We start from the raw sequence: 25,440 nt of genomic DNA on the forward strand, positions 1-25,440 counted from the left end.
AGATAGGAGCGCTGCGCACTCCAGCGGGAGCAAGCTCCCTCGCCACAGGTTAGGTTTTTTCAGACCTTGAACTTGCCCACCCACACCTGCAAATCCGCCCCCAGGCGCGCCAGTTCGACACTGGCCGCCGCAGTGTCCTGACTCGCGGCCCAGGTCTGTTCCGATACATCCTTGACCTTCAACACGCTGCGGTTGATCTCCTCGGCGACCGCGGTTTGTTCCTCGGCGGCAGCGGCAATCTGCGGGTTCATCTCCTGAATCACTGACACGGTACGGGTGATGCCAGCCAGCGCCTCTCCTGCGCGACGGGTCAGTTGCACGCTGTTGTCGGTGAGGCTGCGACTGTTGTCCATGATGTCGGCCACCTGCTGCGTGCCCCGGTGCAGGCCGCTGATCAACTCCTCGATTTCCTCGGCCGACTGCTGGGTGCGTTGTGCCAGGCTGCGCACTTCATCGGCGACCACGGCAAACCCCCTGCCGGCTTCGCCTGCGCGGGCCGCCTCGATCGCGGCGTTGAGGGCCAGCAAGTTGGTCTGTTCCGATACCGACTTGATCACCTCCAGCACGCTGCCGATCTTCCGGCTTTCCTGTTGCAGGCCTTGCATGGCCTGGCTTGAACGAGCCATCTCCTGAGCCAGGTGCTCGATGTGGGTAATGGCCTCAGCCACCACCTGATCGCCCTGGCCCGCCTGCCGGTCGGCCTCGGCAGCAGCCAGCGACGCTTGCTCGGCATGGCGCGCAACTTCTTGGGAGGTGGCGAGCATCTCGTTCATGGCGGTGGCCACCTGTTCGGTTTCCTGCTTCTGGCCGTCGACCCCGTCGCGAGTTTGCTCGGTGACCGCCGAGAGTTGCTCGGCGGCGCTGGCGATCTGCTGGGCGCTGTCGCCGATGCCGCTGATCAAGCCCCGCAGGTTGAGGGTCATTTGCCCGATGCTGCGCTGCAACTGCCCCAGTTCATCCTGGCGCGAGGCCTGGATGTCGTGGCTCAGGTCACCTTCGGCAATCCGGTTGGCCACGGACAGGGCCTGGCGCAGCGGCGCGACGATCTGGCCGGCGATCAACCAGGCGGCCACGACGCCGAGCAACAGCGCCGCTGCAGTAACGTTGAGCAGCAGGGTGCGGGCGAGGCTGGCTTCGTTGTCACGCTTGGCGGTCTGGTCCTGGCTCAGCAGGTCGCTTTCCGTGAGCAATTGATCCAGCCACTGTTCAAGCTGGTTCTGGGTGGTTTCGGCGCTGAGTTGGGCGTCCTTGAGGCGTGTCAGGTGAGTCCGAAAATCGAGCAGGACTTTTTTCAGGGCGCTGGCGTCAACCGGCAGCGCGCCTACCGCCGCCTGGGCGCCATCCAGGGCCAGTAGCGCATCACCCACGCCCTTGGCATAGGCGTCCAATGACGCAGCGGCCCAGGCGGGGCTCTGGGCGCGGTCTTCGGCTTGTTCCAGGGCCTGGCGCAATTGTTCCACGGCATCGAGGGCCTTTTCATCGTCTTGATTGGGCAGGTTGCTCGACAGTTCAGAGAGGCTGTCACTGCTCTGGACTGAGCTGCGCTTGAGCTGTTCACGGGCGTTTTCACGTTGCTTGATCAGCCCCTCCAGGCCGCTTAAGGCGGTCTTGAAACTGGTGACGAAGCGTCGGCCTTCCTGCAGCTGTTGTTGGTTGACCGGGTCGGTGAATCGCGGGGAAAGATCCACCAGGAACTGGTCGATCTTGTCCATGTGCAGCTCTATTTTGGACAGGCTGGCCGGGTCGTTAAGGGTGCGATAGACGATGCGATCAGCGCGCAACTCTTCGCCGACGACTGCCAATTGCGAGAGCAGCGTGAGTTTTTGGGAGCGCTCGAGGGATGCGCTCAAGGCTTGCCAGCCGGTAGAGGCGATGATCAGGCTGAGGCTGAGCACCAGGCCAAAGCCCAGGGCAAGTTTGAGGCTGATGCTGATGTTTCCGAGCAGGCGGGTCAGTGGACGAAACATGGTGAACCTCCAACGAATCAAAAGGAGCGTCTCAAGCGTCCGGCCAACAATGGTCAGGGGAGTTGAAACGCTACTTTTATTCGGCGCCAGGTGTGTGATCCACGACCTGAAAAACGCGTAGGAAATTTCACATATTGTCGGAGCGGCGGCCCTGATGGCCGCCGCAAGCGGGTCAGACCTTGAAGCGACCTACCAGGCTTTGCAGGTAAACCCCCAGGCGCGCCAGCTCTGCACTGGAAGCCGCAGTTTCTTCGCTGGCTGCCGAGGTTTGTTCGGAAACATCCCGCACGTTGAGCACGCTGCGGTTGATCTCTTCGGCCACGGCGCTTTGCTGCTCGGCGGCGGTGGCGATCTGCTGGTTCATCGCCTGGATCGCCGAGACGGTACGGGTGATGTTCTCCAGGGCATTGCCGGCCCGACGGGTCAGCTCGACGCTGCTGTCGGTCAGGCCGCGACTGTTGTCCATGATGGTCGCCACCTGCTGGGTGCCGCTTTGCAGGCCGACGATCAACTCTTCGATTTCCTCGGTGGACTTCTGCGTCCGCTGGGCCAGGCTGCGCACTTCATCGGCAACCACCGCAAAACCGCGTCCGGCCTCACCGGCGCGCGCCGCTTCAATCGCTGCGTTAAGGGCCAGCAGGTTGGTTTGCTGGGCCACCGACTTGATGACGTCCAGCACACTGCCAATCTTGTCGCTTTCACGCTTGAGATGGCCCATGGCTTCGGTGGAGTTGCCCACCTCGCTGGCCAGGCGCTCGATCTGGGCGATGGCCTCACCGACCACCTTGTCGCCTTCACGGGCCTGTTGGTCGGCGGCTACGGCGGCTTCCGAGGCTTCTTCAGCGTTACGGGCGACTTCCTGCACGGTGGCGGCCATTTCGTTCATGGCGGTGGCCACCTGGTCGGTCTCGACCTTCTGGCTGTTGACCCCGGCGCTGGTCTGCTCGGTAACGGCCGATAGCTGCTCGGCGGCACTGGCGATCTGGGTGACGCCGTCGCTGATACCGCCAATCAGCTCCCGCAGGCCCACGGTCATGCTTTGCATCGACCGTTGCAGTTGCCCCAGTTCATCCTGGCGCTGGGAGATCAGGTTGTGGCTCAGGTCGCCGGACGCCACGCGCTCGGCGACTTTGAGGGTCTGGTTCAATGGAATCACGATCTGCCGGGTAATGGCCCAGGCGGCGAGTACACCAAACGCCAGCGCGAGGGCGGTGGCCAGTAACAGCAGGTTCTTGGCGTGGGCGGCATCGGTATCACGCACCACGGTTTGCGAAGTGGTGAGTTTGTTACTGCGGTCGAGCAGGATATCGCCCTGCTCGCCCATGATTTTCATCGCGGCGGCACTGGCCACCTGGGAGTCGCGGTACTGGCTCACGGCGGCGCGGTAGGCCTGCAGCGAGACGCTGGCCTCTTGCAGGTTGGCCCGGTATTGCTCGGGCAACTGATCGTTGAGGTCGGTGATTTTCTTCAGGGCGTTGTCGATGGCATCCAGCGCCGGCTGTTCGGCCTCGACCTTGCCGCTGTAGGTGTAGCCGCGCACCTGGAAGCGCGCTTGCTGGATCAGTTTGCTCAGGTCGACCACGCTGTTGAACAGGGTGACGCTGTCGCCTTGCAGCAGGGATTTTTCCACTTCGTTGATTTTCGCGACGGCGTTGTCGGCGGTATCGCCCAGTTTGCTGCGGGCGCCTTCACGCTTGAGGCCGGCCTGCACCATGGCGCCGAAGGCTTTTTTGTATTGGCCCAAGGCATCCTGTTGCTGCTCTACCACGAGCTTGTCGTCGGGTTGCTCAATCAGGTCTGCGGCGGTTTTCAGGCCACTGTCCAGCTGGGTGATCAGGTCGTTGACCGCGCTGGTGCCTTGTTCGCCACGGCGCATTTCGAAGTCCAGTCGCGCCAGGCGCAGGTCCTTGGTCAGCCCGTTGAGGCTGGAGATGTAGCCCAGCTTATCGCCACGGCTGATCACGCCGCTGAGGCCGGTCCAGCCGGTGAAGGTGATTAATAGGGTCAGGACCAATACCAGGCCGAAGCCTATGCTCAGCTTGCGGTTGACGCTGACATTCCCCAGTTTCTCGGCTAACCAACGATACATGCTGCGAACTCCCCTGGAACAAGGCTTGGACTTATTCAGAGCGTATCGGCAGATTCGGATGTTTCTGTAGGAGCGAGCTTGCTCGCGAAGGTCGTCAACGATAACGCGGGCATTCTGAGTGAGCGCGGTGTCCTTGAGTTTTTCGCGAGCAAGCTCGCTCCTACAGGAGAGGGCGGTGTTAGAAAAGGCGGGCGAGCAGCGCGGTGACGGCGGTTTCGACTCTCAGGATGCGCGCGCCGAGTTGCACCGGCTGCAACCCGGCCTTGGCCAACAGGTCCACCTCGTAGGGAATCCAGCCGCCTTCCGGTCCGATGGCCAGGGTGACCGGCTCATCCAGCCCGCGAGGGCAGGGCGGATAGTCGCCAGGGTGACCAATCAGGCCGAGGGTGCCTTGCGCCATGGCGGGCAGGCGGTCTTCGACGAATGGCTTGAAGCGCTTTTCGATCACGATCTCGGGCAGCACCGTGTCCCGGGCCTGTTCCAGGCCGAGGATCAATTGCTCGCGAATCGCTTCCGGCTCCAGGAACGGCGTCTGCCAGAAGCTTTTTTCCACGCGATAGCTGTTCACCAGCACCACTCGCGGCACGCCCATGGACGCCACGGTTTGCAGCACCCGGCGGAGCATTTTCGGACGGGGCAGGGCCAGCAGCAGGGTCAGGGGCAGTTTGGCCGGCGGCGGCTGGTCGAAGGTCACTTCCAGCTCGGCTTCCCGGGCTTCCAGGCGCAGCAACTGCGCGTTGCCCATCAAGCCGCCAATCCGTCCGACCCGCAGGCTGTCGCCTACGGCGGCACGGTGGACTTCCTGCATATGCACCAGGCGCCGATCACGCAGCACCACCCGGTCGGCCGCGATAAAGTCGGCCTCCTCAAGCAGCAGCAGGTTCACGGCTGGGTCGCTGGCGGCTGGTCGTCGTCGGCGGGTTGGTCATCGGGGTGATCGCCACGCTTGCTCACCAGGCTGCCAAACAGGATGCCAATCTCGAACAGCATCCACATCGGTACGGCCAGCAGGGTCTGGGAGAAGATGTCCGGCGGGGTCAGGATCATGCCGACCACGAAGCAGCCGATGATCACGTACGGGCGGATCTTCTTCAGGTATTTGACGTCGACCACGCCGATCCATACCAGCAGCACCACGGCCACCGGGATTTCGAAGGCCACGCCAAAGGCGAAGAACAGCGTCATCACGAAGTCGAGGTAGCTGGTGATGTCGGTCATCATTTCCACACCGGCCGGGGTGGCGGCGGCGAAGAACTTGAAGATCAGCGGGAACACCAGGAAGTAGGCGAAGGCCATCCCGGTGTAGAACAGCAGGATGCTCGACACCAGCAGCGGCACGGCGATGCGTTTTTCATGCTTGTACAGGCCCGGCGCGATAAAGCCCCAGATCTGATGCAGGATCACCGGGATCGCCAGGAACAGCGAAACCATCATCGTCAGCTTCAACGGCGTGAGGAACGGTGACGACACGTCGGTGGCGATCATCGTCGCGCCAGCCGGCAAGTAGTCGCGCAGCGGCGTGGAGACGAAGGTGTAGATCTGCTGGGTGAAGGCAAACAGCCCGGCAAAGATGATGAAGATCGCCGCGACACAGCGCAGCAGGCGGGTGCGCAACTCGGTGAGGTGCGAGACCAGTGGCATGTGCTGGTCGGTTTCCGGTTTATCAGCGCTCATGGGGCTCGCGGCGGCAATGTAGGGTCGTGGGGCGCGGGCGACACGGCAGGTGTCGGCGCGGGTTCGGTCGGGGTCACGGGCGCAGTGGGCGCGGGCTCGACGGCGTGCACGGGTTCAGCGACCGGTGCAGGCGCGGGTGCGGCGGGCGGAGCAATCGAATGCTCGGCCACAGGCTCGACCGGCTTGGGCGTTTCCTGCACCGGCGAGAGAATCTTCCGTGCCTCCTGCTCCAACGACAGAATGTGTTCGTTGTGCAGTTGCCGGCGAATCTCGTCGGCGCCGATTTCCCGTTCAACTTCCTGTTTGATCGCGTTGAAACTGCGTTTCAGGCGCCCGATCCACAGGCCGGCCGTGCGCGCGGCACCGGGCAGGCGTTCCGGCCCCAGTACCAGCAGGGCCACGAGGCCGACGAGCAGCAGTTCAGAGAAGCTGATACCAAACATTATTCAGTACTCACGAGTCTTTTTGGTTCTGCTCTTTGACGTGCTCGGCCTGCACGTCGAAGGTGCGACGTTCAGTGATCGGCTGAGTGGCCTGCGGGTGTACAGGCTGCGCCGGTGGCACCGGATTGACGGCCGGGTCGGCAGGCTTTTCGTCGTCGTTCATGGCCTTGCGAAAGCCCTTGATCGATTCACCGACGTCGGTGCCGAGGTTTTTCAGTTTCTTGGTGCCGAACACCAGCACAACGACCACAAGAATGACGATCCAGTGTTTCCAGTCAAAAATGCCCATGCTGCAATTCCTCTGTAAAAGTTGGTCAGACGGACGGGCGCGAGGCCTTTTCGGCATGCCCGGACAAGCCGAAGCGACGGTCCAGTTCATCAAGCACTGCCTGTGGATGCTGCCCCAGTTGGGCGAGCATGACCAGACTGTGGAACCACAAGTCGGCAGTTTCGTAGATCACGTCGCTGCAGTCGCCGCTGATTTGCGCGTCCTTGGCCGCAATAATCGTCTCGACGGATTCTTCGCCGAGTTTTTCCAGGATCTTGTTCAGACCCTTGTGGTACAGGCTGGCGACGTAGGAGCTGTCGGCGTCCGCGCCTTTGCGGTCTTCCAGCACCTGGGCCACACGGTTGAGGGTATCGCTCATGTTCAGTGTCCTGCCGAATAGATAGCGTGCGGGTCTTTGAGCACTGGCTCGACGGTCTTCCACTCGCCGTTCTGGAACACGCGGTAGAAGCAGCTGTGACGGCCGGTGTGACAGGCGATATCGCCGATCTGTTCGACCTTGAGGATCACCACATCGGCATCGCAGTCGATGCGCATCTCATGCAGGGTTTGCACGTGCCCGGACTCTTCGCCCTTGCGCCACAGTTTGCCACGGGAACGTGACCAGTAGATGGCGCGGTTCTCGGCGGCGGTCAGGCTCAGGGCCTCGCGGTTCATCCAGGCCATCATCAGCACGCGCCCGGTCTTGTAGTCCTGGGCAATGGCCGGCACCAGGCCGTCACTGTCCCACTTGATCTCGTCCAGCCAGTCTTTCATTTTCGGCTCCGGCAATTTGCGACAGTGTATAACCGGATTGGCTATCGACGCACGATCAGATACACGCCCACCGCGACCATGATGCCGGCCGGCCAGTGGCCCAGTTCATTCAGCGGCCCGCCGGCGGCCAGTATCGTACCGCCCACCAGGTGCGCGGCGCCCAGCAGGCGCAGGAACCAGTCGTCCTTGCGCTTGTGCCACGGCGGTGCGGGGTCCTTGGCGTGGGGCTGGGACATGCGCTCCAGCAGGTCGCGGGTCATGTTGGCCAGGTGCGGCAGTTGCTCGACCTGGCTTTGCAGGTTGCCCAGCAGGGTTTTCGGGCTGATACGGTCCCGCATCCAGCGCTCGAGGAACGGCTGGGCGGTGTTCCACAGGTCGAGGTCCGGGTACAGCTGGCGGCCCAGGCCTTCGATGTTCAGCAGGGTCTTTTGCAACAGTACCAACTGCGGCTGCACTTCCATATTGAAGCGCCGCGCCGTCTGGAACAGACGCATCAGCACCTGACCGAAGGAAATATCCTTTAACGGTTTTTCAAAGATCGGCTCGCACACAGTGCGGATCGCCGCTTCGAATTCGTTGAGCTTGGTTTCGGCCGGCACCCAGCCCGAATCGATGTGCAACTGCGCCACGCGGCGGTAATCACGCTTGAAGAAAGCGAACAGGTTGCGCGCCAGGTAATCCTGGTCTTCCGGGGTCAGGCTGCCGACGATGCCGCAGTCGATCGCAATGTACTGCGGGCTCCACGGGTTCACGGTGCTGACGAAAATGTTGCCGGGGTGCATGTCGGCGTGGAAGAAGCTGTCGCGGAACACCTGGGTGAAAAAAATCTCCACGCCGCGCTCGGCAAGCATCTTCATGTCGGTGCGCTGGTCGGCCAGGGTCGCCAGGTCGGTGACCTGCACGCCGTAGATGCGCTCCATCACCAGCACTTTCGGGCGGCACCAGTCCCAATAGACTTGCGGCACGTACAGCAGCTGCGAGCCTTCGAAGTTGCGCTTGAGCTGGCTGGCGTTGGCCGCTTCGCGCAGCAGGTCGAGTTCGTCGTAGATGGTTTTTTCGTAGTCCAGCACCACGTCTACCGGGTGCAGCAGGCGTGCATCGGCAGAAAAGCGCTCGGCGGCGCGGGCAAGGATGAACAGCCACGCCAGGTCCTGGCCGATGATCGGCTTGAGGCCCGGGCGGATCACCTTCACCACCACTTCTTCGCCGCTTTTCAGTTGCGCGGCATGCACCTGGGCCACCGAGGCCGAGGCCAGCGGCGCGATGTCGAAGCGGCTGAAGACTTCGCTGATCTTCTTGCCCAGCTGTTCTTCAATCAACGTGACTGCCAGTTGCGAGTCGAACGGCGGCACGCGGTCCTGCAACAGCATCAGTTCGTCGGCGATGTCTTCGGGCAACAGGTCGCGGCGGGTGGAGAGGATCTGCCCGAACTTGATGAAGATCGGCCCCAGGTCCTGCAACGCCAGGCGCAGGCGCGCGCCACGGCTCAGCTCGAGGGTCTTGCGCGGGAACCAGCGCCACGGCAGCACATAGCGCACCGCCAGCAGAAACCACGGCAGCGGCAGGGCGAACAGCAGGTCATCGAGGCGGTAGCGGATTACGACGCGCTGGATACGAAACAAACGGCGGACGGCGAGCAGCTTCATGCGTTATCGCTTGAATCAAGGGAGCGGCTCAGGCGCTCGAAGCGCGCCTCAAGTCGTTCCAGGTCGAGTTTGGCCTGGTCGAGTTCGCGAAAGCGCGCTTCCGCTTCCCGTTGTCCGACCAGGGTGCGCGATTCTTCGCTCAGGTATTCGGCGAGGTTCTGGTTCAGGCTGGCGAAACCCTGCTGGTACCAGCGCGTACGGCTGCGCAGATGACCGCTGATCAGTTGGGTGGCCATCGGGCCGAGCCAGCGTGACAGCTCGTATTCCCAGTCCAGTTCCAGGTCTTGCAGCACGGCGGCCAGGTCCATCAGCACCGCGCTGTCGCCTTCAAGTTCCACGTCCGGGCCGTGGAGGATCGCCGTCTTGTCCCGGCTCAGGGCCAGGCGCAGCAGGCTTGAGCCGGAAGCACGCAGGGTGCAGTCGGCGTCGGCGGCCCAGTGGGACGCCAGCAACAGGCCTTCATCGCTGGGCAGGATAAACAGCTGCAAGGCGGGGCTGGTGCAGTCGACGGCGATGATCCTGCCGTTCAGGTGCGCCAGCCGTGCCAGGGCGGTGCTGTCCAGGCGCAGTACACGGTTGAGGCCGTGTTCGACGCTGGCGAGAAGGCCTGCGAACAGCATCAGGGCTTGATGCCGCGGTGCAGGGCGACGATGCCCGAGGTCATGTTGTGGTAGGTCACGCGGTCGAAACCGGCCTCTACCATCATCGACTTCAGGGTTTCCTGGTTCGGGTGCATGCGGATCGATTCGGCCAGGTAGCGGTAGCTTTCGGCGTCATTGGTGATCAGCTTGCCCATCAACGGCATGAAGGCGAACGAATAGGTGTCGTAGACCTTGGACATCAGTGCGTTGGTCGGCTTGGAGAACTCCAGCACCAGCAGGCGACCGCCGGGCTTGAGTACGCGCAGCATCGAGCGCAGTGCGTCTTCCTTGTGGGTCACGTTACGCAGGCCGAAGGCGATGGTCACGCAGTCGAAGTGGTTGTCCGGGAACGGCAGCTTTTCAGCGTCGGCCTGGACGAACTCGATATTGCCCGCCACACCTTTGTCCAGCAGGCGATCACGACCGACCTTGAGCATCGAGCCGTTGATGTCGGCCAGTACCACCTGCCCGGTGGGGCCCACCAGCTTGGAGAACTTGGCGGCCAGGTCGCCCGTACCACCGGCGATATCCAGCACACGGTTGCCGGTGCGTACACCCGACAACTCAATGGTGAAGCGCTTCCACAGACGGTGCATGCCGCCGGAGAGCACGTCGTTCATCAAGTCGTACTTGGCGGCGACCGAGTGGAACACCTCGGCGACTTTTTCCGCTTTCTGGCTTTCCGGGACGTTCTTGAAGCCGAAGTGAGTGGTGGGTTCGGCATCGCTGCCTTTGCGCTGATCAGTCATATCGCTGTCACCAAAAGAGAATGGGGGCATTCTAATCCCCAAGGCATGCTTTGTCTTGGCAAGGCTGAAGGTAAGATAGGTGGTCACCGAGACCTTTTGCCGCATGGCGGGTCGACAAGTCTCTATAACGAGGAGTCATTCAAATGGCCCGTATACAGGTTGAACGTGCCCACACACTGGGCAAAGACGCTGCCCGAGAAAAAGCCGACAAGTTGGCGAGCAAACTCAAGGAGCAATATGGCCTGGAGTCTTCGTGGGCCGGCGACACACTGAACCTCAAACGTTCGGGCGTTAAAGGCACCGTGAAAGTGGCGGAAGATTCCCTGCGGATTGAAGTCGAGCTGGGTCTGTTGATGTCGGCCATGAGTGGCACCATCAAGTCCGAAATCGAGAAGGCACTGGATAAAGCCCTGGCCTGATTTGCGACCTTCTTAGGGTGCCGATTCTAATTTTTCTGCCTACTTTGTGCCCAAGCCCCCAACTTCTGTGGGCAGTTCCTCCCCCCTTTATGCGTGAGGTGCACCATGGCCAAAGTTATTTTGAAGAAAAAAATTGCTACCGGAACTAACGCCCTGACTGACGTTAAATCCTATGCCCGCAAGATCTGGCTGGCCGGTTTGGGGGCTTACGCCAAGGTCGGAAGCGAGGGCGCCGAGTACTTCAAAGAGCTGGTTAAGACTGGTCAACATGTTGAAAGTAAAGGCAAAAAAGTTGTGATTGAACAACTTGATGCAGCCAACAGTCAGATTGATCAAGTCAAGAGCGAAGTCTTCGGCGTCAAAGGTCGAGTCGAAGTGCAACTGGATAAAGTTGAAAGCGCTTTTGATAGTCGTGTTGGAAGTGCCTTGAATCGGATCGGCATTCCGTCTAAACATGACGTGGAGACACTCTCTGCTAAGCTCGATGAGCTGACGGCATTGCTCGAACGTGTCGCGCGTAAACACTAAGGAGACAACGGGATGGCTGGTAAAAAGACTACTGATAAAGAAGGCAGCTCGTGGATCGGGGAAGTTGAAAAATACTCCCGCAAGATCTGGCTGGCCGGTTTAGGCGTGTACTCGAAGGTGAGCAGTGACGGCGGTAAATACTTCGAGACTTTGGTTAAGGACGGCGAGAAGGCCGAGAAGTTGACCAAGAGCACAGTGGGTAAACAAGTCGATGCGGCAAAGGCTTCCGCCGGTTCTGCCAAATCACGTATCAGCGATAAGTGGGGCGAACTGGAAGGGGCTTTTGACAAGCGCCTGAACAGTGCCATTTCGCGACTCGGCGTACCTAGCCGTACTGAAGTGAAAGCGCTGCACAGCAAGGTCGATACCTTGACCAGGCAAATCGAAAAACTCACTGGCCTTAAAGCTGCGCCAGTTGCGGCTAAAACTGCAGCGGCTAAACCGGCTGCCAAGCCTGCGGCGAAAACTGCAGCGGCCAAGCCTGCTGCTAAAACCGCCGCTAAACCGCTGGTCAAGGCCGCCGCCAAACCGGCAGCCAAGCCAGCCACCAAGGCGCCGGCCAAAGCTGCTGCAAAACCGGCTGCCAAGCCTGCGGCGAAAACCGCAGCGGCTAAACCGGCCGCCAAGCCTGCCGCTAAACCAGTGGCCGCTAAAGCAGCTGCAAAACCTGCGGCGAAACCTGCAGCCAAGCCGGCAGCAAAAGCAGCAGCCAAGCCAGCGGCGAAAACCGCTGCCGCCAAACCTGCTGCAGCGAAGCCTGCTGCCAAGCCAGCCGCTGCGAAACCTGCAGCCAAGCCGGTTGCTGCCAAACCCGCCGCCAAGCCTGCGGCTGCAAAACCTGCAGCGGCCAAGCCAGCTGCAAAACCGGCTGCGGCGAAGAAGCCGGCCGTAGCCAAAAAGCCAGCAGCGCCGAAGCCAGCGGTAGCGGCCAAGCCTGCAACTGCAGCGCCGGCGACCAACTCGGTCACGCCACCGACGCCTGCTGCTACCCCGACTGCAACGCCGGCAAGCCCGACGCCTACCAGTCAGTCCTGATTTTTACGGGACACATAAAAACGCCCGGCCTGCGAAGGTCGGGCGTTTTTTATGGAATCTACAGAACAACACAAATCCAATGTGGGAGCGGGCTTGCTCGCGAAAGCGGTGGATCAGTCACACATGTATTGACTGACACTCCGCTTTCGCGAGCAAGCCCGCTCCCACATTTTAGTCCGCGTCGTCCAGGTAGCGCAGCGCCAACCTCTCTGTCGCCAGCCTCGCCGGCATCAGCAGATGCGGGGCCACCAGCATCATGATCTGGTACACCACCACCCGCACCTCACCTTCTCGGTCGAGAATCCGCTGGTAGTCCAGGGAAAACAGCAAGGTCATGGTGATCTGTTCCACCAACTGCCCCAGCGCCTGGGTTTCACTGACCAGTTGCCCATCCGTCTTGAGGCGGGCCAGCAACGAGGCCAGCGTGCGCTTGAGCGCCGTCAGCAGGTTGCGGATGCCCTTGGCCAGTTTCGGCAAGCGGCCCGCCAGGTTCGACAGGTCCTGGAACAGAAACCGATAGTGCGCCATGCGCTCCACGATCAGGTGCAGGAACAGCCAGTAATCCTCGGCCGCCAGTTGTGCGTCTTCCGGCGGATCGAGCAACGGCGCCAATTCGTTTTGAAAGCGCTCGAACAGCCCGAGCACCAACGGTTCCTTGCCATGGAAGTGGTAATAGAGATTGCCGGGGCTGATCCCCATTTCATTGGCCACCTCCATGGTCGACACGTTCGGCTCGCCCTTGTGGTTGAACAACTGCAAGGCACATTCAAGGATACGGTCGCGGGTCTTCATCCAGTCTTCTTAAAGTCGTCGTGGGGCTCAGCGGACTCGCACATAGGTGCCCGGCGCCGCTTCCATCGGTGGGTAATTCTGGTTGCCCAGGGCGGTCAGGGTTTCGCGCTGTACACCGGAGCGCTGCTGGATCCACGCCAGCCAGTTGGGCCACCAGCTGCCCTCGACATGATTGGCGTCGTAGTACCAGGCGCGCGGGTCGCTGCTCAGCTTGAGGTTCTCGACGTAGTTGGCCTTGGGGTTGCCCGGCGGGTTGAGGATGCTCTGGACATGCCCGCTGTTGGACAGAATGAAGCGCTTGTCGCCGCCCAGCAGCTGGGTGGAGCGGTACACCGCGTCCCACGGCGTGATGTGGTCGTTGATGCCGCCTACGCTGAAACTGTCCACCGTCACCTTCTGCAAGTCGACAGGCGTGCCGCACACCTCCAGGCCGCCGGGGTGGCTCAGCGGGTTGTGCTTGAAGAAGTCCAGCAAGTCGCCATGCAGCGCGGCGGGCAGGCGGGTGTTGTCGTTGTTCCAGTACAGGATGTCGAAGGCCGGCGGTTCCTTGCCCAGCAGGTAATTGTTGATCCAGTAGTTCCAGATCAGGTCGTTGGGACGCATCCAGGCGAATACCTTGGCCATGTCCCGGCCGTCGAGTACGCCTTGCTGGTAAGAGCGGCGCTTGGCGGCTTCCAGCGTCTGTTCGTCGGCGAACAGGGTGGCGGGGCTGTCGATCTGGCTGTCCAGCAGGCTCACCAGGTAGCTGGCGCTGGAGATACGGCGCAACTGGCGCTTGGCCTGCAGATGGCCTTGCAGCGCGGCGATGGTCAGGCCACCGGCGCAGGCGCCCATCAGGTTGACCTCACGGGCGCCGGTGATTGCGCGGGTTACGTTCAGCGCTTCTTCCAAAGCCGCGACGTAGGTGGACAAGCCCCATTCCCGGTGGCGTACATCCGGGTTGCGCCAGCTGACCATAAACACTTGCAGGCCATTTTTCAGAGCGAACTGGACGAAGCTGTTGTTCGGGCTCAGGTCGAAAATGTAGTACTTGTTGATTTGCGGCGGCACCACCAGCAGCGGCTTGGCGTACTGTTTTTCGCTCATGGGCTTGTACTGGATCAGCTCCAGCAGTTCATTGCGAAACACCACCGAACCGGGTGTGGTGGCCACCGTCTTGCCGACTTCAAAGGCCTGCTTGGTGACCTGGCGCGGCAAGCCGTTGTTGTGCAGCAGGTCGTCGAACAGGTTGCTGACGCCACGCACCACGCTGTTGCCGCCGGAGTTGAGCAGCTCCTTGATCGCCAGCGGGTTGAGCAGGGTGTTGGATGGCGACACCGCATCGTTGAGCAGGGCAAAGGCAAAGTGCGCCCGCGCCCGGTCGTCGGCGCTGAGGTTGCTGTCGTCGATCCAGTGGCGGGTCTGTTTTTGCCAGCTCAGGTAGGCTTGCAGGCTGCGCCGATAAAACGGGTTGAGCTGCCAGGTCGGGTCGGCGAAGCGGCTGTCCTTCGGGTTCGGCTCGTGCACCGTTTCCCCGAGCAGCACGCGGCCCAATTGCCCGCCCAACTTCAGGGCGTGGCGGGCGGTGTGCACCGGATTGCGCAAGCCGTGTGCGGCGACGCTGCGCAGGGTCGAGAGCAAATCCCGGCCGCGCAGGCCGGTGATCGCACTTTCAATATTGATGAACGCGGCGGGTGTGGGCACCGGGTTCGATACGGGTCTTTCTCGCATGCGCCAACACTCCTTCGTCAAGCCATCAACAAGCACGCCAATTCAGAACCATAGTCGGTTCTGGCCAAGTTGCGCGGCGCGGTCGTCCTGACCGCTGCCGTCTAAAGTGCGGGTTGCGGGTGAATCACCGCCCTCAGGCGTTCCTCCTGGAGAAACTTCATGATGATCGGCGCCACGGCCTCGGCCCGGGTAATCAGGAACAGATGGCCGTCGTCGATGATGTGCAGTTGGGCGTTGGGAATGCGCCAGGCCAGCATGCGCATGTTGATCAGCGGGATCAGCGGGTCGTCGTCGCCGGCCAGCACCAGGGTCGGCTGCTTGATCTTGTGCAGCCAGTGGATGCTGGTCCAGCCAAGCCCGGCGAACAGTTGCCAGTAGTAACCCAGCTTGCCCGCCGAACGCACTTTGCTCGCGTGTTCGGCGGCCAGTTTCGAATCCCGACGGAAGGAGCCGCCGTAGATCATCGGTGCAATGCGCACCACGTGGGACGGTTGGATATAACGCCGGGGGCTGGCCATCAGCCACAAGACCTTCGGCTTGCCCGGCACCATGAAGGCACCGGCGGCGGTGGCGGCCAGAATCAGCTTCTTGCAGCGCTCCGGATAGTCATAGGCGAACTGCTGCGCCAGCGCGCCGCCCCAGGAAACGCCCACCGCGTTGACCTGGCCATAGTCCAGGTAATCGAGCATGCGCGCGGTGAGTTTGGCCAGGCCGGGAAAGCGATAAGGCCGGCTGGGGGTCGACGAGCCGCCGACGCCTGGCACATCAAAGGCAATCACTTCCAGGTCCGGGTCCAGGGCCTGGACGAACGGAAACACCAGCTCAAGGTTGGCGCCGATGCCGTTGAAAATCAGCAGCGGCGTCAAGTGAGGCTTGCCCGGGCGTACCGCCGTGCGGATGGCTTGGCCATCCAGGTCGATGGTACGGAAGATGAACGGTTGCGGCATGGGCTTACCCTGCAAAATGGCGCTATTTCCCTGCGGGAATACGGTCAATGTGGGAGCTGGCTTGCCTGCGATGCAGACGCTACGGTGTATCAGGCACACCGAGTTGATGCCATCGCAGGCAAGCCAGCTCCCACATTTGATCCCATTCCCGCCTACCTTTCGTGAACGTATGTGCCCGGCGCCGCTTCCGCCGCTGCATAAGTCTTGTTGCCCAGGTTCGCAGGCGCCTTCTTCAACTTGCCCGACCGCTCCGCCTGCCACGCCTGCCAATGCAACCACCACGAATCGGTGTGCTTGGTGGCGTTCTCCTGCCAGTCCAGGGCCTTGCCCGGCATCGTATCGCTGGTCTGGTAACGCGACTTGGGATTGCCCGGCGGGTTCAGAATGCTCTGGATATGCCCGCTGCTGGACAGCACAAACTCCACCTTGCCGCCAAACAGCTGCGCCGACTTGTAGCAGGACTGCCACGGTGTGATGTGGTCGTTGGTGCCGGCCAAAGAATAAATATCGGCAGTGACCTGCTTCAGGTCGATCGGCGTGCCGCACACTTCCAGGGCATTGGCCCGCACCAAGGGATTGTTCTTGAACAGTTCGATCAGGTCGCCATGGAACGCGGCCGGCAAGCGGGTGGTGTCGTTGTTCCAGAACAGGATGTCGAACACCGGTGGCTCGTTGCCCAGCAGGTAGTTGTTGACCCAGTAGTTCCAGATCAGGTCATTGGGGCGCATCCAGGCAAACACCTTGGCCATGTCGCGGCCTTCCAGCACACCGGCCTGGTAGGAATGGCGCTTGGCTGCTTCCAGGGTCTGTTCGTCGACGAACAACGCCACCTGGGTGTCCAGGGTCGTGTCCAGCACGCTCACCAGCAGGGTCAGGGCGTTGACCTTCTTCTCGCCCAGCGCCGCGTAGTGGCCCAGCAGGGCGGTGCAGGTGATGCCGCCGGAGCAGGCGCCGAGCATGTTGATGTCTTTGCTGCCGGTGATCGCGCTCACCACATCGACCGCTTCTTTCAGCGCCTCGATGTAGGTCGACAGGCCCCACTCGCGCTGGGCCTTGGTCGGGTTGCGCCAACTGACGATAAACGTCTGCTGGTTATTGCGCAGGCAGAAGCGCGCCAGGCTCTTGTCCGGGCTCAGGTCGAATACATAGAACTTGTTGATCTGCGGCGGCACCACCAGCAGTGGGCGTTCGTGCACCTGCTCGGTGATCGGCCGGTACTGGATCAGCTCCAGCACATCGTTGCGAAACACCACGGCGCCTTCGGTGGTGCCCAGGCTCTTGCCCACTTCAAAGGCGCCCATGTTGACCTGGCTCGGCATGCCGCCGTTGTGCACCATGTCCTTGGCCAGGTGGGACAGGCCATCCAGCAGGCTCTTGCCGCCGGTTTCAAAGAAGCGTTTGACCGCCGCCGGGTTGGCCGCGCTGTTGGTGGGCGCCATGGCTTCGGTCATCAGGTTGATGACGAAGTGGCCGCGGCTGATGTCGTGTTCCGACAGGTTGCTGTCACCGATCCAGTCGTGCAGCTCCTTGCGCCACGCCAGGTAGGTTTGCAGGTAACGTTTGTAGAGCGGGTTCTGGGTCCACGCCGGGTCGTTGAAACGACGGTCGTCGGCCTCGGGTGTCAGCTGTGATTTGCCGAACACCACGTTCTTCAATTCGACGCCAAAATGGGCGACGTGCTTGACGCTGTGCAACGGTTGTTTGATGGCCTGGGTCAGCACCATCCGAGCGGATGCCAGTAAATCCTTTTTCCGTAACGCGATGATCGGGTTCAGCCCCAGGGTGTTTTCCGAGGCCTGGCGTTTCAAGTCATCGTTGTTCTTGTTACTCATCTACGACGCTCCATTGTCCGACAGACGAGTACCGGGTACCGCTGTGTACCACTACTTGCCACACAGCACAGCCTGGTACTACTGCTCGGGTGACCGTTAATACCGCATCGTCAAATGCAGGGAACTTGCCAGTTCCATTGGTTACCCGAGTTTAATTTTTTTCGCAAGCGGGCCAATCGTTGGCCACGACAGAGGGGCATTCAAGCAGATGGAATTAGAAAATGCCCACTAATGAGCAAGAGGCCTGGGCTAGAGCATCAGCCGCACGACCGACTGGCTCGGGTCGCGGGTTTTTCCGGCGGCTTTCAGCTCGGCAAGATAGTCAGCCCACAGCGCGTCCTGACGCACGGCAAGTTGATAGAGGTAGTCCCAGGTGAACAATCCGCTGTCATGGCCATCGTCGAAGGTCAATTTCAGTGCGTATTGGCCGGCGGGTTCGATCTTGGTCAAGCCGACATTGAGCTTGCCGAATTGCAGGATCGGTTTGCCGTGGCCCTGGACCTCGGCGGAGGGGGAGTGCACGCGAAGGAATTCGGCGGGCAGTTGATACACCTCGTCGGGACCGTAGGTGAGGCCCAGGGTCCTGGAGGCTTTGTGCAGGTTGATGGCGGTAGGCAGTTTGGTCATTTGGGGAACCGCTCAGAGATGATCCTGAAGGAACCGGCTTTAAACTGTGGGAGCGGGCTTGCTCGCGAATGCGGTGGGTCAGTCACCGTTGCATAAACTGACCCACCGCATTCGCGAGCAAGCCCGCTCCCACATTAAAGCAGAGCGGTTCCTGCGTGAGGCTTACAGGATATAACGAGACAGATCTTCGTTCTGCGCCAATTCGCCCAGGTGGCTGTTGACGTAGTCGGCGTCGATCTTGATTGCTTCGCCATTCTGCGCGCCCGCCATGTCGCCGGCACTGAAGGACACTTCCTCCAGTAGGCGCTCAAGCAGGGTGTGCAAGCGACGGGCACCGATGTTCTCGGTCTTCTCGTTGACCTGCCAGGCAATCTCCGCCAGACGCTTGATACCGTCCGGCAGGAACTCAATCCCCAGGCCTTCGGTTTTCAGCAGCTCGCGGTATTGCTCGGTCAGCGACGCATGCGGCTCGCTGAGGATGCGTTCGAAATCGCCCGGCGTCAGCGCTTTCAGCTCAACGCGAATCGGCAGGCGGCCTTGCAGCTCCGGCACCAGGTCGCTCGGCTTGCTCAGGTGGAACGCACCGGATGCGATAAACAGGATGTGGTCGGTCTTGACCATGCCCAGCTTGGTGTTGACGGTGCAGCCTTCGATCAGCGGCAGCAGGTCGCGCTGCACGCCTTCGCGGGACACGTCGACGCCGCCGGAATTGCCGCGCTTGGCCACCTTGTCGATCTCGTCGATGAACACGATGCCGTGCTGCTCGACCGCTTCCAGGGCCTTGGCCTTGAGTTCTTCCTCATTGACCAGGCGCCCGGCTTCTTCGTCGCGCACCAGTTTCAGCGCTTCCTTCACCTTGAGCTTGCGGCTTTTCTTCTTGCCCTTGCCCATGTTGGCGAACAGGTTCTGCAACTGGCTGGTCATTTCTTCCATGCCAGGCGGTGCGGAGATGTCGACGCCGGACACTTCGGCGACTTCAATCTCGATTTCCTTGTCGTCCAGCTGACCTTCACGCAGGCGCTTGCGGAACAGCTGGCGGGTGTTGGAATCCGAGCTCGGTGCGGCGTCTTCGTTGAAGCCCATGCGTGCCGGTGGCAGCAAGGCGTCGAGGATGCGTTCTTCAGCGGCGTCTTCGGCGCGATGGCTGACCTTGGTCATTTCCTGTTCGCGCAGCAGCTTTAGGGCCGCGTCGGCCAGGTCCCGAATGATCGACTCGACGTCACGGCCCACGTAGCCCACTTCGGTGAACTTGGTGGCTTCGACCTTGATGAACGGAGCATTGGCCAGCTTGGCCAGGCGCCGGGCGATCTCGGTTTTACCGACACCGGTCGGGCCGATCATCAGGATGTTCTTCGGGGTTACTTCAACGCGCAATTCTTCGGGCAGTTGCATCCGGCGCCAGCGGTTACGCAGGGCGATGGCAACGGCGCGCTTGGCATCGTCCTGGCCGATGATATGGCGATTGAGTTCATGGACGATTTCGCGGGGAGTCATGGACATAGTAATTGGCGGTCCTCAAGCGGGAATAAGCCTGCGGCTTATTCGGCGAGGTCCTGCTCCTCAATGGTCAGGTTGTGGTTGGTGAAGACACAGATGTCGCCAGCGATACCCAGGGCAGTCTCGACGATTTCCCGGGCCGACAGGTCGGTTTTCTTCAGCAGGGCGCTGGCCGCCGCTTGTGCGTAGCCGCCGCCGGAGCCCATGGCGATCAGGCCTTCTTCGGGTTCAACCACGTCGCCGTTGCCGGTGATGATCAGGGAGGCGTCTTTGTTGGCGACGGCCAGCATGGCTTCCAGGCGGCTGAGGGAGCGGTCGGTGCGCCATTCTTTGGCGAGTTCGACGGCGGCACGGACCAGATGGCCCTGGTGCTTCTCAAGTTGGCCTTCAAAGCGCTCGAACAGGGTAAAGGCGTCAGCGGTGGCGCCGGCGAAACCGGCGAGGACCTGGCCGTGGTACAGGCGACGGACTTTTTTCGCGTTGCCTTTCATCACGGTATTGCCAAGTGAAACCTGGCCGTCGCCGCCCATGACGACTTTGCCGTGGCGGCGAACTGAAACGATGGTGGTCAAGGGGAGAGTCTCCACGCTGCGGGGCGAAAATGCCCTGATGGAACTCATATGGGGGTGGCGGGGGGGATTTCAACTGTAGGACGGGAGGGCGGACGAGTGGTGTTTATGTGTCGGACTCGGTCCTGAGGCCGCTGAAAATCAAATGTGGGAGCGGGCTTGCTCGCGAATGCGGTGTGTCAGTCACTGGAAATATTGACTGATCTACCGCATTCGCGAGCAAGCCCGCTCCCACATTAACCCGATGCTGTTTCCGGAATCAGCGGCTCTGGCGTTGTTGTAACAACAGGTTGCTAAACCCGGCGCCGGCCAGTTGCTTCTGCGCCACGGTCAGCTGTTCACGGTTGCTGAACGGCCCTACCAGCACGCGATACCAGGTCGCATCCTTAACCGTCCCGGACTCCACCGTCACCGCCTGCCCCAGCAAAATAATCTGCGCGCGCACACGGTCCGCATCCGCCTGTTTCGGGAACGAGCCCGCCTGCAGGAAGAACTTGGTCACGGGCGCGGCCTTGGTGGTGGCGACCGGCGGCGGTGGCGGCGGGGTAATCCCGGCCAGCGCAGCCTGGGCCCGGGCCGTGTCGATCTTCGCTGCTTCGGCCGGGGTAACCGGCGTAGTCGGCACCGGCTGCGGCGTCGGCAGGGTTTTCTCCGGCACGGCGTCCGGCGGCACGATCACTTCCGATTCCGGCAGCAGCGTGTAGAAGTCGTATTTCGGCTTCACCGGCGCAGTCGGGCTAGGCGGTGTCTTGTTCGCCTCGGCCATTTTCGTGGCCTTCTGCTGTTCTTGCTTGACCCGTTTGACGTCATCGCCCTTGCCCGGGTCGAGCTTCATCAGGAACACCACAAACGCGCCGACCGTCAGGCCGATGGCCATCCACAACCAGCCCGGAATAGGCTTCTTCGCCGGTGCCTGATAGCGGCTGGCGCCGCGCTTGGGTGCAGGTTTTTTCTTGGCAGCCAACTTACATACGCTCCAGAGTTTCCAGGCCCAACAATTCCAGGCCTTGCTTGAGGGTCCGTCCTGCCAGTGCGGCGAGGCGCAGGCGGCTCTGCTTTTGGGCTTCGTCGTCTGCGGTCAGGATCGGGCAGTTCTCGTAGAAGCTGGAGAACAAACCGGCGACTTCGTACAAATAGGTGCAGAGGATGTGCGGTGTGCCTTTTTCGCCGACGCTGTTCAGCACTTCGCCGAATTGCGCCAGTTTGGCGGCCAGTTCCTGCTCGTGTGGCGCCTCAAGGTTGATCTGGCCTTCGACTTCGCTGAAGTCCTTGCCCAGCTTGCGGAACACACCGGCCACCCGCGTGTAGGCATACAGCAGGTACGGCGCGGTGTTGCCTTCGAAGTTGAGCATCAATTCGAAGTTGAAGCTGTAGTCGCTGGTGCGGTGCTTGGACAGGTCGGCGTATTTCACCGCGCCAATCCCCACGACGCGGGCGATGTTGCGCAGGTCAGCTTCGGCCAGCTCCGGGTTCTTTTCCTTCACCAGGTTGTAGGCGCGGTCCTGGGCTTCGTTCAGCAGGTCGATCAGCTTCACGGTGCCGCCGTCACGGGTCTTGAACGGGCGGCCATCGGCGCCGTTCATGGTGCCGAAGCCCATGTGTTCCATCTGCATCGGGTGGGTCACGAAACCGGCGCGGCGCGCCACTTCAAACACTTGCTGGAAGTGCAGGGCCTGGCGCTGGTCAACGAAATACAGGGCACGGTCGGCTTTCAGCACGCCGCTGCGGTAGCGCACGGCGGCGAGGTCGGTGGTGGCGTAGAGGTAGCCGCCATCGGCCTTGACGATGATCACCGGCAGCGGGTCGCCGTCGGCGGTCTTGAATTCTTCGAGGAACACGCACTGCGCGCCGTTGCTTTCAACCAGCAGGCCCTTGGCCTTGAGGTCGTTGACCACGTTGATCAGGTCGTCGTTGTAGGCGCTTTCGCCCATCACGTCGGCCATGGTCAATTTGACGTTGAGCAGCTCGTAGATTTCCTGGCAGTGGGACAGCGAGATCTCGCGGAAGCGGCCCCACAGTTCCAGGCATTCGGCATCGCCGGCTTGCAGCTTGACCACCAGGCCACGGGCGCGGTCGGCGAATTCTTCGGATTCGTCGAAACGCTTCTTGGCGGCGCGGTAGAAGTTCTCCAGGTCCGACAGCTCGTTGCTGGTGATCGGGTTTTCCTGCAGATAGGCCATCAACATGCCGAACTGGGTACCCCAGTCGCCCACGTGGTTCTGGCGGATCACGTCATCGCCGAGGAACTCCAGGACCCGCGCCACGCCGTCACCGATGATGGTGGAGCGCAGGTGGCCCACGTGCATTTCCTTGGCCAGGTTCGGTGCCGACAGGTCGATGGCCACGCGCTGTGCCGGGCCGGCCTTGCGCACGCCGATTTTCGCGTCGGCCAGGGCCGCGTCCAGGCGCGAAGCCAGGGCCTGGGTGTTCTGGAAGAAGTTGATGAAGCCTGGGCCGGCGATTTCAGCCTTGGTTACCTGCGGGTCGGCCGGCAGCGCGGCGATGATTTTTTCCGCCAGGTCGCGCGGCTTCAGGCCGGCCGGCTTGGCCAGCATCATCGCGATGTTGCTGGCGAAATCACCGTGGGTCTTGTCGCGGGTATTTTCCACCTGGATCGCCGGCGTCAGGCCTTCAGGCAACACACCTTCGTTGACGAGTTGGGTGAGGGCTTGTTGGATCAGCTGGCGAATGGTGTCTTTCATGGTGTTCTCTTTCGACCGCAAGCGGTGGCGCGCGATGCGCAGGTGGAAAAACTGGGCATTATCCGTGGCGAGGGCGGGCTTGCCAACCTTCGCGGGACCTTGACGGACGATTAACCTGTGGCGAGGGAGCTTGCTGTGGCGAGGGAGCTTGCTCCCGCTGGAGTGCGTAGCGCTCCCGGCTTTTTTGGGGCTGCTACGCAGCCCAGCGGGAGCAAGCTCCCTCGCCACAGGGGGTTAATACAAATCTACCGGGTCTACGTCCAGCGACCATCTCACCTGGCGACCACTGGGCATTTGCTCCAGCGCAAGTAACCAGCTGCTTAATAAACGATGCAGCGGCGCGCGGGCACTGGCTTGCAAGAGTAGCTGGGCGCGGTAGCGCCCGGCGCGGCGTTCCATCGGTGCTGGCACCGGGCCCAATAGCTCGATGCCGGTCAGACCCAGTTCCCCCAGCAAACGTTCAGCCTCGCTGCACGCTTCATCCAGGAAACCTTCGGCCTGCCCTGGCTTGTGCGCTTCGGCCCGCAGCAGCGCCAGATGCGCAAACGGTGGCAAACCTGCCGAGCGTCGCTCGCTCAAGGCCTGTTCGGCGAAGGCAAAGTAGCCTTGTTCTGTCAGTTGAATCAGCAGCGGGTGGTCGGCCAGGTGCGTCTGGATGATCACCTTGCCCGGCTCTTCGGCCCGCCCGGCCCGGCCTGCGACCTGCACGATCAACTGCGCCATGCGCTCGCTGGCGCGAAAATCCCCGGAGAACAGCCCGCCGTCGGCATCCAGGATCGACACCAGGGTCACCCGTGGGAAGTGATGCCCTTTGGCAAGCATCTGCGTGCCCACCAGAATGCACGGCTGGCCCTTCTGGATCGTGGCGAACAACTGATTCATCGCGTCCTTGCGCGAGGTGCTGTCGCGGTCGACCCGCAGCACCGGGTAATCCGGGAACAGGATGCCCAGTCGTTCTTCGGCGCGCTCGGTGCCCGCGCCCACCGGTCGCAAGTCGACTTTGCCGCACTGCGGGCAGTGCCGCGGCACCCGTTCCACATGGCCGCAGTGATGGCAGCGCAACTCGCCGGAGCGCTGGTGCACGGTCATTCGCGCATCGCAGCGATTGCACTCGGACATCCAGCCGCAGTCGTGGCACAGCAGCGTCGGCGCAAAACCCCGGCGGTTGAGGAACACCAGCACTTGCTGGCCCGCCGCGAGGGTTTGCCCGATGGCTTGCTGCATCGGCCCGGAAATGCCGCTGTCCAGCGGGCGACTTTTTACATCCAGGCGCAGGAAGCGGGGCTGCTTGGCGCCGCCGGCCCGCTCATTGAGACGCAGCAGGCCGTAGCGCCCGGTGTAGGCGTTGTGCAGGCTTTCCAGGGAAGGCGTGGCCGAGCCCAGCACAATCGGGATGTTTTCCTGGCGGGCGCGCACCAGCGCCAGGTCGCGGGCGTGGTAGCGCAGGCCTTCCTGCTGTTTATAGGAGCCGTCATGTTCTTCGTCGATGATGATCAGCCCGGGATTTTTCATCGGGGTGAACAGCGCCGAACGGGTGCCGATAATAATGTCGGCCTCGCCGTCCCGGGCGGCGAGCCAGGATTCCAGGCGCTCGCGGTCGTTGACCGCCGAGTGCACCAGGGCGATGCGCGCGTTGAAACGCTGCTCGAAACGCGCCAGGGTTTGCGGGCCGAGGTTGATCTCGGGGATCAGCACCAGTGCCTGTTTGCCGGCTTCGAGGGTTTCGCGGATCAGTTGCAAATAGACTTCGGTCTTGCCGCTGCCCGTGACGCCGGCCAGCAGGAACGCGTGGAAGCTGTCGAAGCCGGCGCGAATTGCCTCGTAGGCGGCGCGTTGTTCGGGGTTGAGCGGCAATTCCGGCTGAGCCAGCCAGTGTTCGTGGCGCTCGCCGGGGGCGTGCTTGCGGATTTCCACCTGCACCAGGCCCTTGGCCAGCAGCAAGTCCAGGCTGTCCTTGCTCAGCATCAGCTTGCTTAACAGCTGATGGGCGACGCCGTGGGGATGCTGGGCCAGGGTTGCCAGGGCTTCACGCTGGCGCGGGGCGCGGGCGATGCGCGGGTCGTCCATGCGCGCCCCCGGGACCATCGACCAGAAACGCTCCTGGCGCGCCTCGGCCAGTTCGCCCTGGCGCAACAGCACCGGCAGCGCCCAGCTCAAGGTGTCGCCGAGGCTGTGCTGGTAATACTGCGAGGTCCACAGGCACAGCTTGAACAGCGCAGGCGGCAGCGGCGGCGTGCTGTCGAGGATGGCCACGGCCGGCTTGAGCTTCTCGGCGGGCACTTCGCTGTGATCGGCGACTTCCACCAGGATGCCGATCATCTCCCGCCGGCCAAACGGTACCCGTACGCGCATGCCGGGCTGCAACTGCGACCGCAATACGCCGGCAGGGGCCCGATAATCGAACAGGCGGCGCAGGGGCGAGGGCAGGGCGAGGCGCAAAATGGCGTCGGGCACGCGGGGGTTCTCATATGACGGGCGGCGAAGAAGGGCGGGAGCCTAGCAGACCAGCGGTGGATGTGGGAGCCGGGCTT

At 62.0% G+C, this 25,440-nt stretch carries 24 protein-coding genes and 1 pseudogene; 3 read left to right on the plus strand and 22 right to left on the minus strand.

Annotated features, from left to right (window positions below):
- Positions 1-59 precede the first annotated feature (59 nt).
- The 12 genes and pseudogenes from HX818_RS21810 to ubiE all read right to left on the minus strand — a co-directional run bounded on the left by HX818_RS21810 (position 60) and on the right by ubiE (position 10,251).
- Positions 60-1,967, minus strand: a complete 1,908-nt coding sequence (locus tag HX818_RS21810) for a methyl-accepting chemotaxis protein (RefSeq protein ID WP_177020727.1) — start codon at positions 1,965-1,967, stop codon at positions 60-62.
- 172 nt (positions 1,968-2,139) lie between these two features.
- On the minus strand, positions 2,140-3,012 hold the full coding sequence (locus HX818_RS31525; RefSeq protein WP_371103578.1) for a methyl-accepting chemotaxis protein: 873 nt from the start codon (positions 3,010-3,012) through the stop codon (positions 2,140-2,142).
- Positions 2,998-4,056: pseudogene (locus HX818_RS31530) on the minus strand (methyl-accepting chemotaxis protein); the annotation flags it as partial. The gene HX818_RS31525 and the pseudogene HX818_RS31530, both read right to left, overlap by 15 nt.
- Before the next feature lie 178 nt (positions 4,057-4,234).
- Complete coding sequence (locus HX818_RS21820) at positions 4,235-4,942, minus strand: 16S rRNA (uracil(1498)-N(3))-methyltransferase (RefSeq protein ID WP_003209293.1); 708 nt, start codon at positions 4,940-4,942, stop codon at positions 4,235-4,237.
- Positions 4,939-5,730 (minus strand): twin-arginine translocase subunit TatC, encoded by a 792-nt coding sequence (gene tatC / locus HX818_RS21825; protein ID WP_026078063.1) that lies wholly within the window; start codon positions 5,728-5,730, stop codon positions 4,939-4,941. The genes HX818_RS21820 and tatC overlap by 4 nt, the downstream gene beginning before the upstream one ends.
- On the minus strand, positions 5,727-6,173 hold the full coding sequence (gene tatB, locus HX818_RS21830) for a Sec-independent protein translocase protein TatB (RefSeq protein ID WP_003209296.1): 447 nt from the start codon (positions 6,171-6,173) through the stop codon (positions 5,727-5,729). The genes tatC and tatB overlap by 4 nt, the downstream gene beginning before the upstream one ends.
- Before the next feature lie 10 nt (positions 6,174-6,183).
- On the minus strand, positions 6,184-6,462 hold the full coding sequence (locus HX818_RS21835) for a twin-arginine translocase TatA/TatE family subunit (protein ID WP_003209298.1): 279 nt from the start codon (positions 6,460-6,462) through the stop codon (positions 6,184-6,186).
- A 25-nt stretch (positions 6,463-6,487) separates the two neighbouring features.
- Positions 6,488-6,820 carry a phosphoribosyl-ATP diphosphatase gene (locus tag HX818_RS21840; protein WP_008439273.1) on the minus strand — a complete coding sequence of 111 codons (333 nt, stop codon included), beginning with the start codon at positions 6,818-6,820 and terminating at the stop codon, positions 6,488-6,490.
- Positions 6,821-6,822: 2 nt separating this feature from the next.
- Entirely contained in the window at positions 6,823-7,215 is a 393-nt protein-coding gene (gene hisI / locus HX818_RS21845; RefSeq protein ID WP_003209300.1) for a phosphoribosyl-AMP cyclohydrolase, read from the minus strand.
- 41 nt (positions 7,216-7,256) lie between these two features.
- A complete protein-coding gene (ubiB, locus tag HX818_RS21850; protein WP_003209302.1) occupies positions 7,257-8,861 on the minus strand; it encodes a ubiquinone biosynthesis regulatory protein kinase UbiB in 1,605 nt (534 codons plus the stop codon).
- Positions 8,858-9,481 (minus strand): SCP2 domain-containing protein, encoded by a 624-nt coding sequence (locus tag HX818_RS21855; protein WP_177020729.1) that lies wholly within the window; start codon positions 9,479-9,481, stop codon positions 8,858-8,860. Before HX818_RS21855 ends, ubiB begins: the two co-directional genes overlap by 4 nt.
- Positions 9,481-10,251, minus strand: a complete 771-nt coding sequence (ubiE, locus tag HX818_RS21860) for a bifunctional demethylmenaquinone methyltransferase/2-methoxy-6-polyprenyl-1,4-benzoquinol methylase UbiE (RefSeq protein ID WP_003209306.1) — start codon at positions 10,249-10,251, stop codon at positions 9,481-9,483. The genes HX818_RS21855 and ubiE overlap by 1 nt, the downstream gene beginning before the upstream one ends.
- 143 nt (positions 10,252-10,394) lie before the next feature.
- On the opposite strand from ubiE, the gene HX818_RS21865 reads away from it, so the two are divergent.
- From HX818_RS21865 to HX818_RS21875, 3 genes are all read left to right on the plus strand, one after another.
- Entirely contained in the window at positions 10,395-10,670 is a 276-nt protein-coding gene (locus HX818_RS21865) for a polyhydroxyalkanoic acid system family protein (RefSeq protein ID WP_008439272.1), read from the plus strand.
- A gap of 105 nt (positions 10,671-10,775) precedes the next feature.
- A complete protein-coding gene (locus HX818_RS21870; RefSeq protein ID WP_087692913.1) occupies positions 10,776-11,198 on the plus strand; it encodes a phasin family protein in 423 nt (140 codons plus the stop codon).
- Positions 11,199-11,210: 12 nt separating this feature from the next.
- Entirely contained in the window at positions 11,211-12,233 is a 1,023-nt protein-coding gene (locus HX818_RS21875) for a phasin family protein (protein WP_177020730.1), read from the plus strand.
- 171 nt (positions 12,234-12,404) lie between these two features.
- Here the strand turns inward: HX818_RS21875 and HX818_RS21880 are convergent, their stop codons facing one another.
- The 10 genes from HX818_RS21880 to HX818_RS21925 all read right to left on the minus strand — a co-directional run bounded on the left by HX818_RS21880 (position 12,405) and on the right by HX818_RS21925 (position 25,363).
- Positions 12,405-13,025: a TetR/AcrR family transcriptional regulator gene (locus HX818_RS21880; protein ID WP_003209312.1), complete on the minus strand. Its 621-nt coding sequence runs from the start codon at positions 13,023-13,025 to the stop codon at positions 12,405-12,407.
- A 27-nt stretch (positions 13,026-13,052) separates the two neighbouring features.
- A complete protein-coding gene (gene phaC, locus HX818_RS21885; RefSeq protein WP_003209314.1) occupies positions 13,053-14,735 on the minus strand; it encodes a class II poly(R)-hydroxyalkanoic acid synthase in 1,683 nt (560 codons plus the stop codon).
- 101 nt (positions 14,736-14,836) lie between these two features.
- On the minus strand, positions 14,837-15,682 hold the full coding sequence (gene phaZ / locus HX818_RS21890; RefSeq protein WP_003209316.1) for a poly(3-hydroxyalkanoate) depolymerase: 846 nt from the start codon (positions 15,680-15,682) through the stop codon (positions 14,837-14,839).
- Positions 15,683-15,834: 152 nt separating this feature from the next.
- Positions 15,835-17,514 (minus strand): class II poly(R)-hydroxyalkanoic acid synthase, encoded by a 1,680-nt coding sequence (gene phaC, locus HX818_RS21895; protein WP_003209318.1) that lies wholly within the window; start codon positions 17,512-17,514, stop codon positions 15,835-15,837.
- 249 nt (positions 17,515-17,763) lie between these two features.
- Positions 17,764-18,141, minus strand: coding sequence for a gamma-butyrobetaine hydroxylase-like domain-containing protein (locus HX818_RS21900; RefSeq protein WP_003209319.1), 378 nt, complete (start codon positions 18,139-18,141; stop codon positions 17,764-17,766).
- A gap of 162 nt (positions 18,142-18,303) precedes the next feature.
- Positions 18,304-19,641: an ATP-dependent protease ATPase subunit HslU gene (hslU, locus tag HX818_RS21905; protein WP_008439258.1), complete on the minus strand. Its 1,338-nt coding sequence runs from the start codon at positions 19,639-19,641 to the stop codon at positions 18,304-18,306.
- A 38-nt stretch (positions 19,642-19,679) separates the two neighbouring features.
- Positions 19,680-20,210, minus strand: coding sequence for an ATP-dependent protease subunit HslV (gene hslV / locus HX818_RS21910; RefSeq protein WP_003209323.1), 531 nt, complete (start codon positions 20,208-20,210; stop codon positions 19,680-19,682).
- A 256-nt stretch (positions 20,211-20,466) separates the two neighbouring features.
- A complete protein-coding gene (locus HX818_RS21915) occupies positions 20,467-21,171 on the minus strand; it encodes an SPOR domain-containing protein (RefSeq protein WP_003209324.1) in 705 nt (234 codons plus the stop codon).
- Position 21,172: 1 nt separating this feature from the next.
- Complete coding sequence (gene argS, locus HX818_RS21920; RefSeq protein WP_003209327.1) at positions 21,173-22,909, minus strand: arginine--tRNA ligase; 1,737 nt, start codon at positions 22,907-22,909, stop codon at positions 21,173-21,175.
- Between the two features lie 234 nt (positions 22,910-23,143).
- Positions 23,144-25,363 (minus strand): primosomal protein N', encoded by a 2,220-nt coding sequence (locus HX818_RS21925; protein WP_008439257.1) that lies wholly within the window; start codon positions 25,361-25,363, stop codon positions 23,144-23,146.
- Positions 25,364-25,440: the final 77 nt, after the last annotated feature.

Source organism: Pseudomonas sp. F9001, assembly GCF_013385435.1.
In the GTDB taxonomy this organism is placed as follows: domain Bacteria; phylum Pseudomonadota; class Gammaproteobacteria; order Pseudomonadales; family Pseudomonadaceae; genus Aquipseudomonas.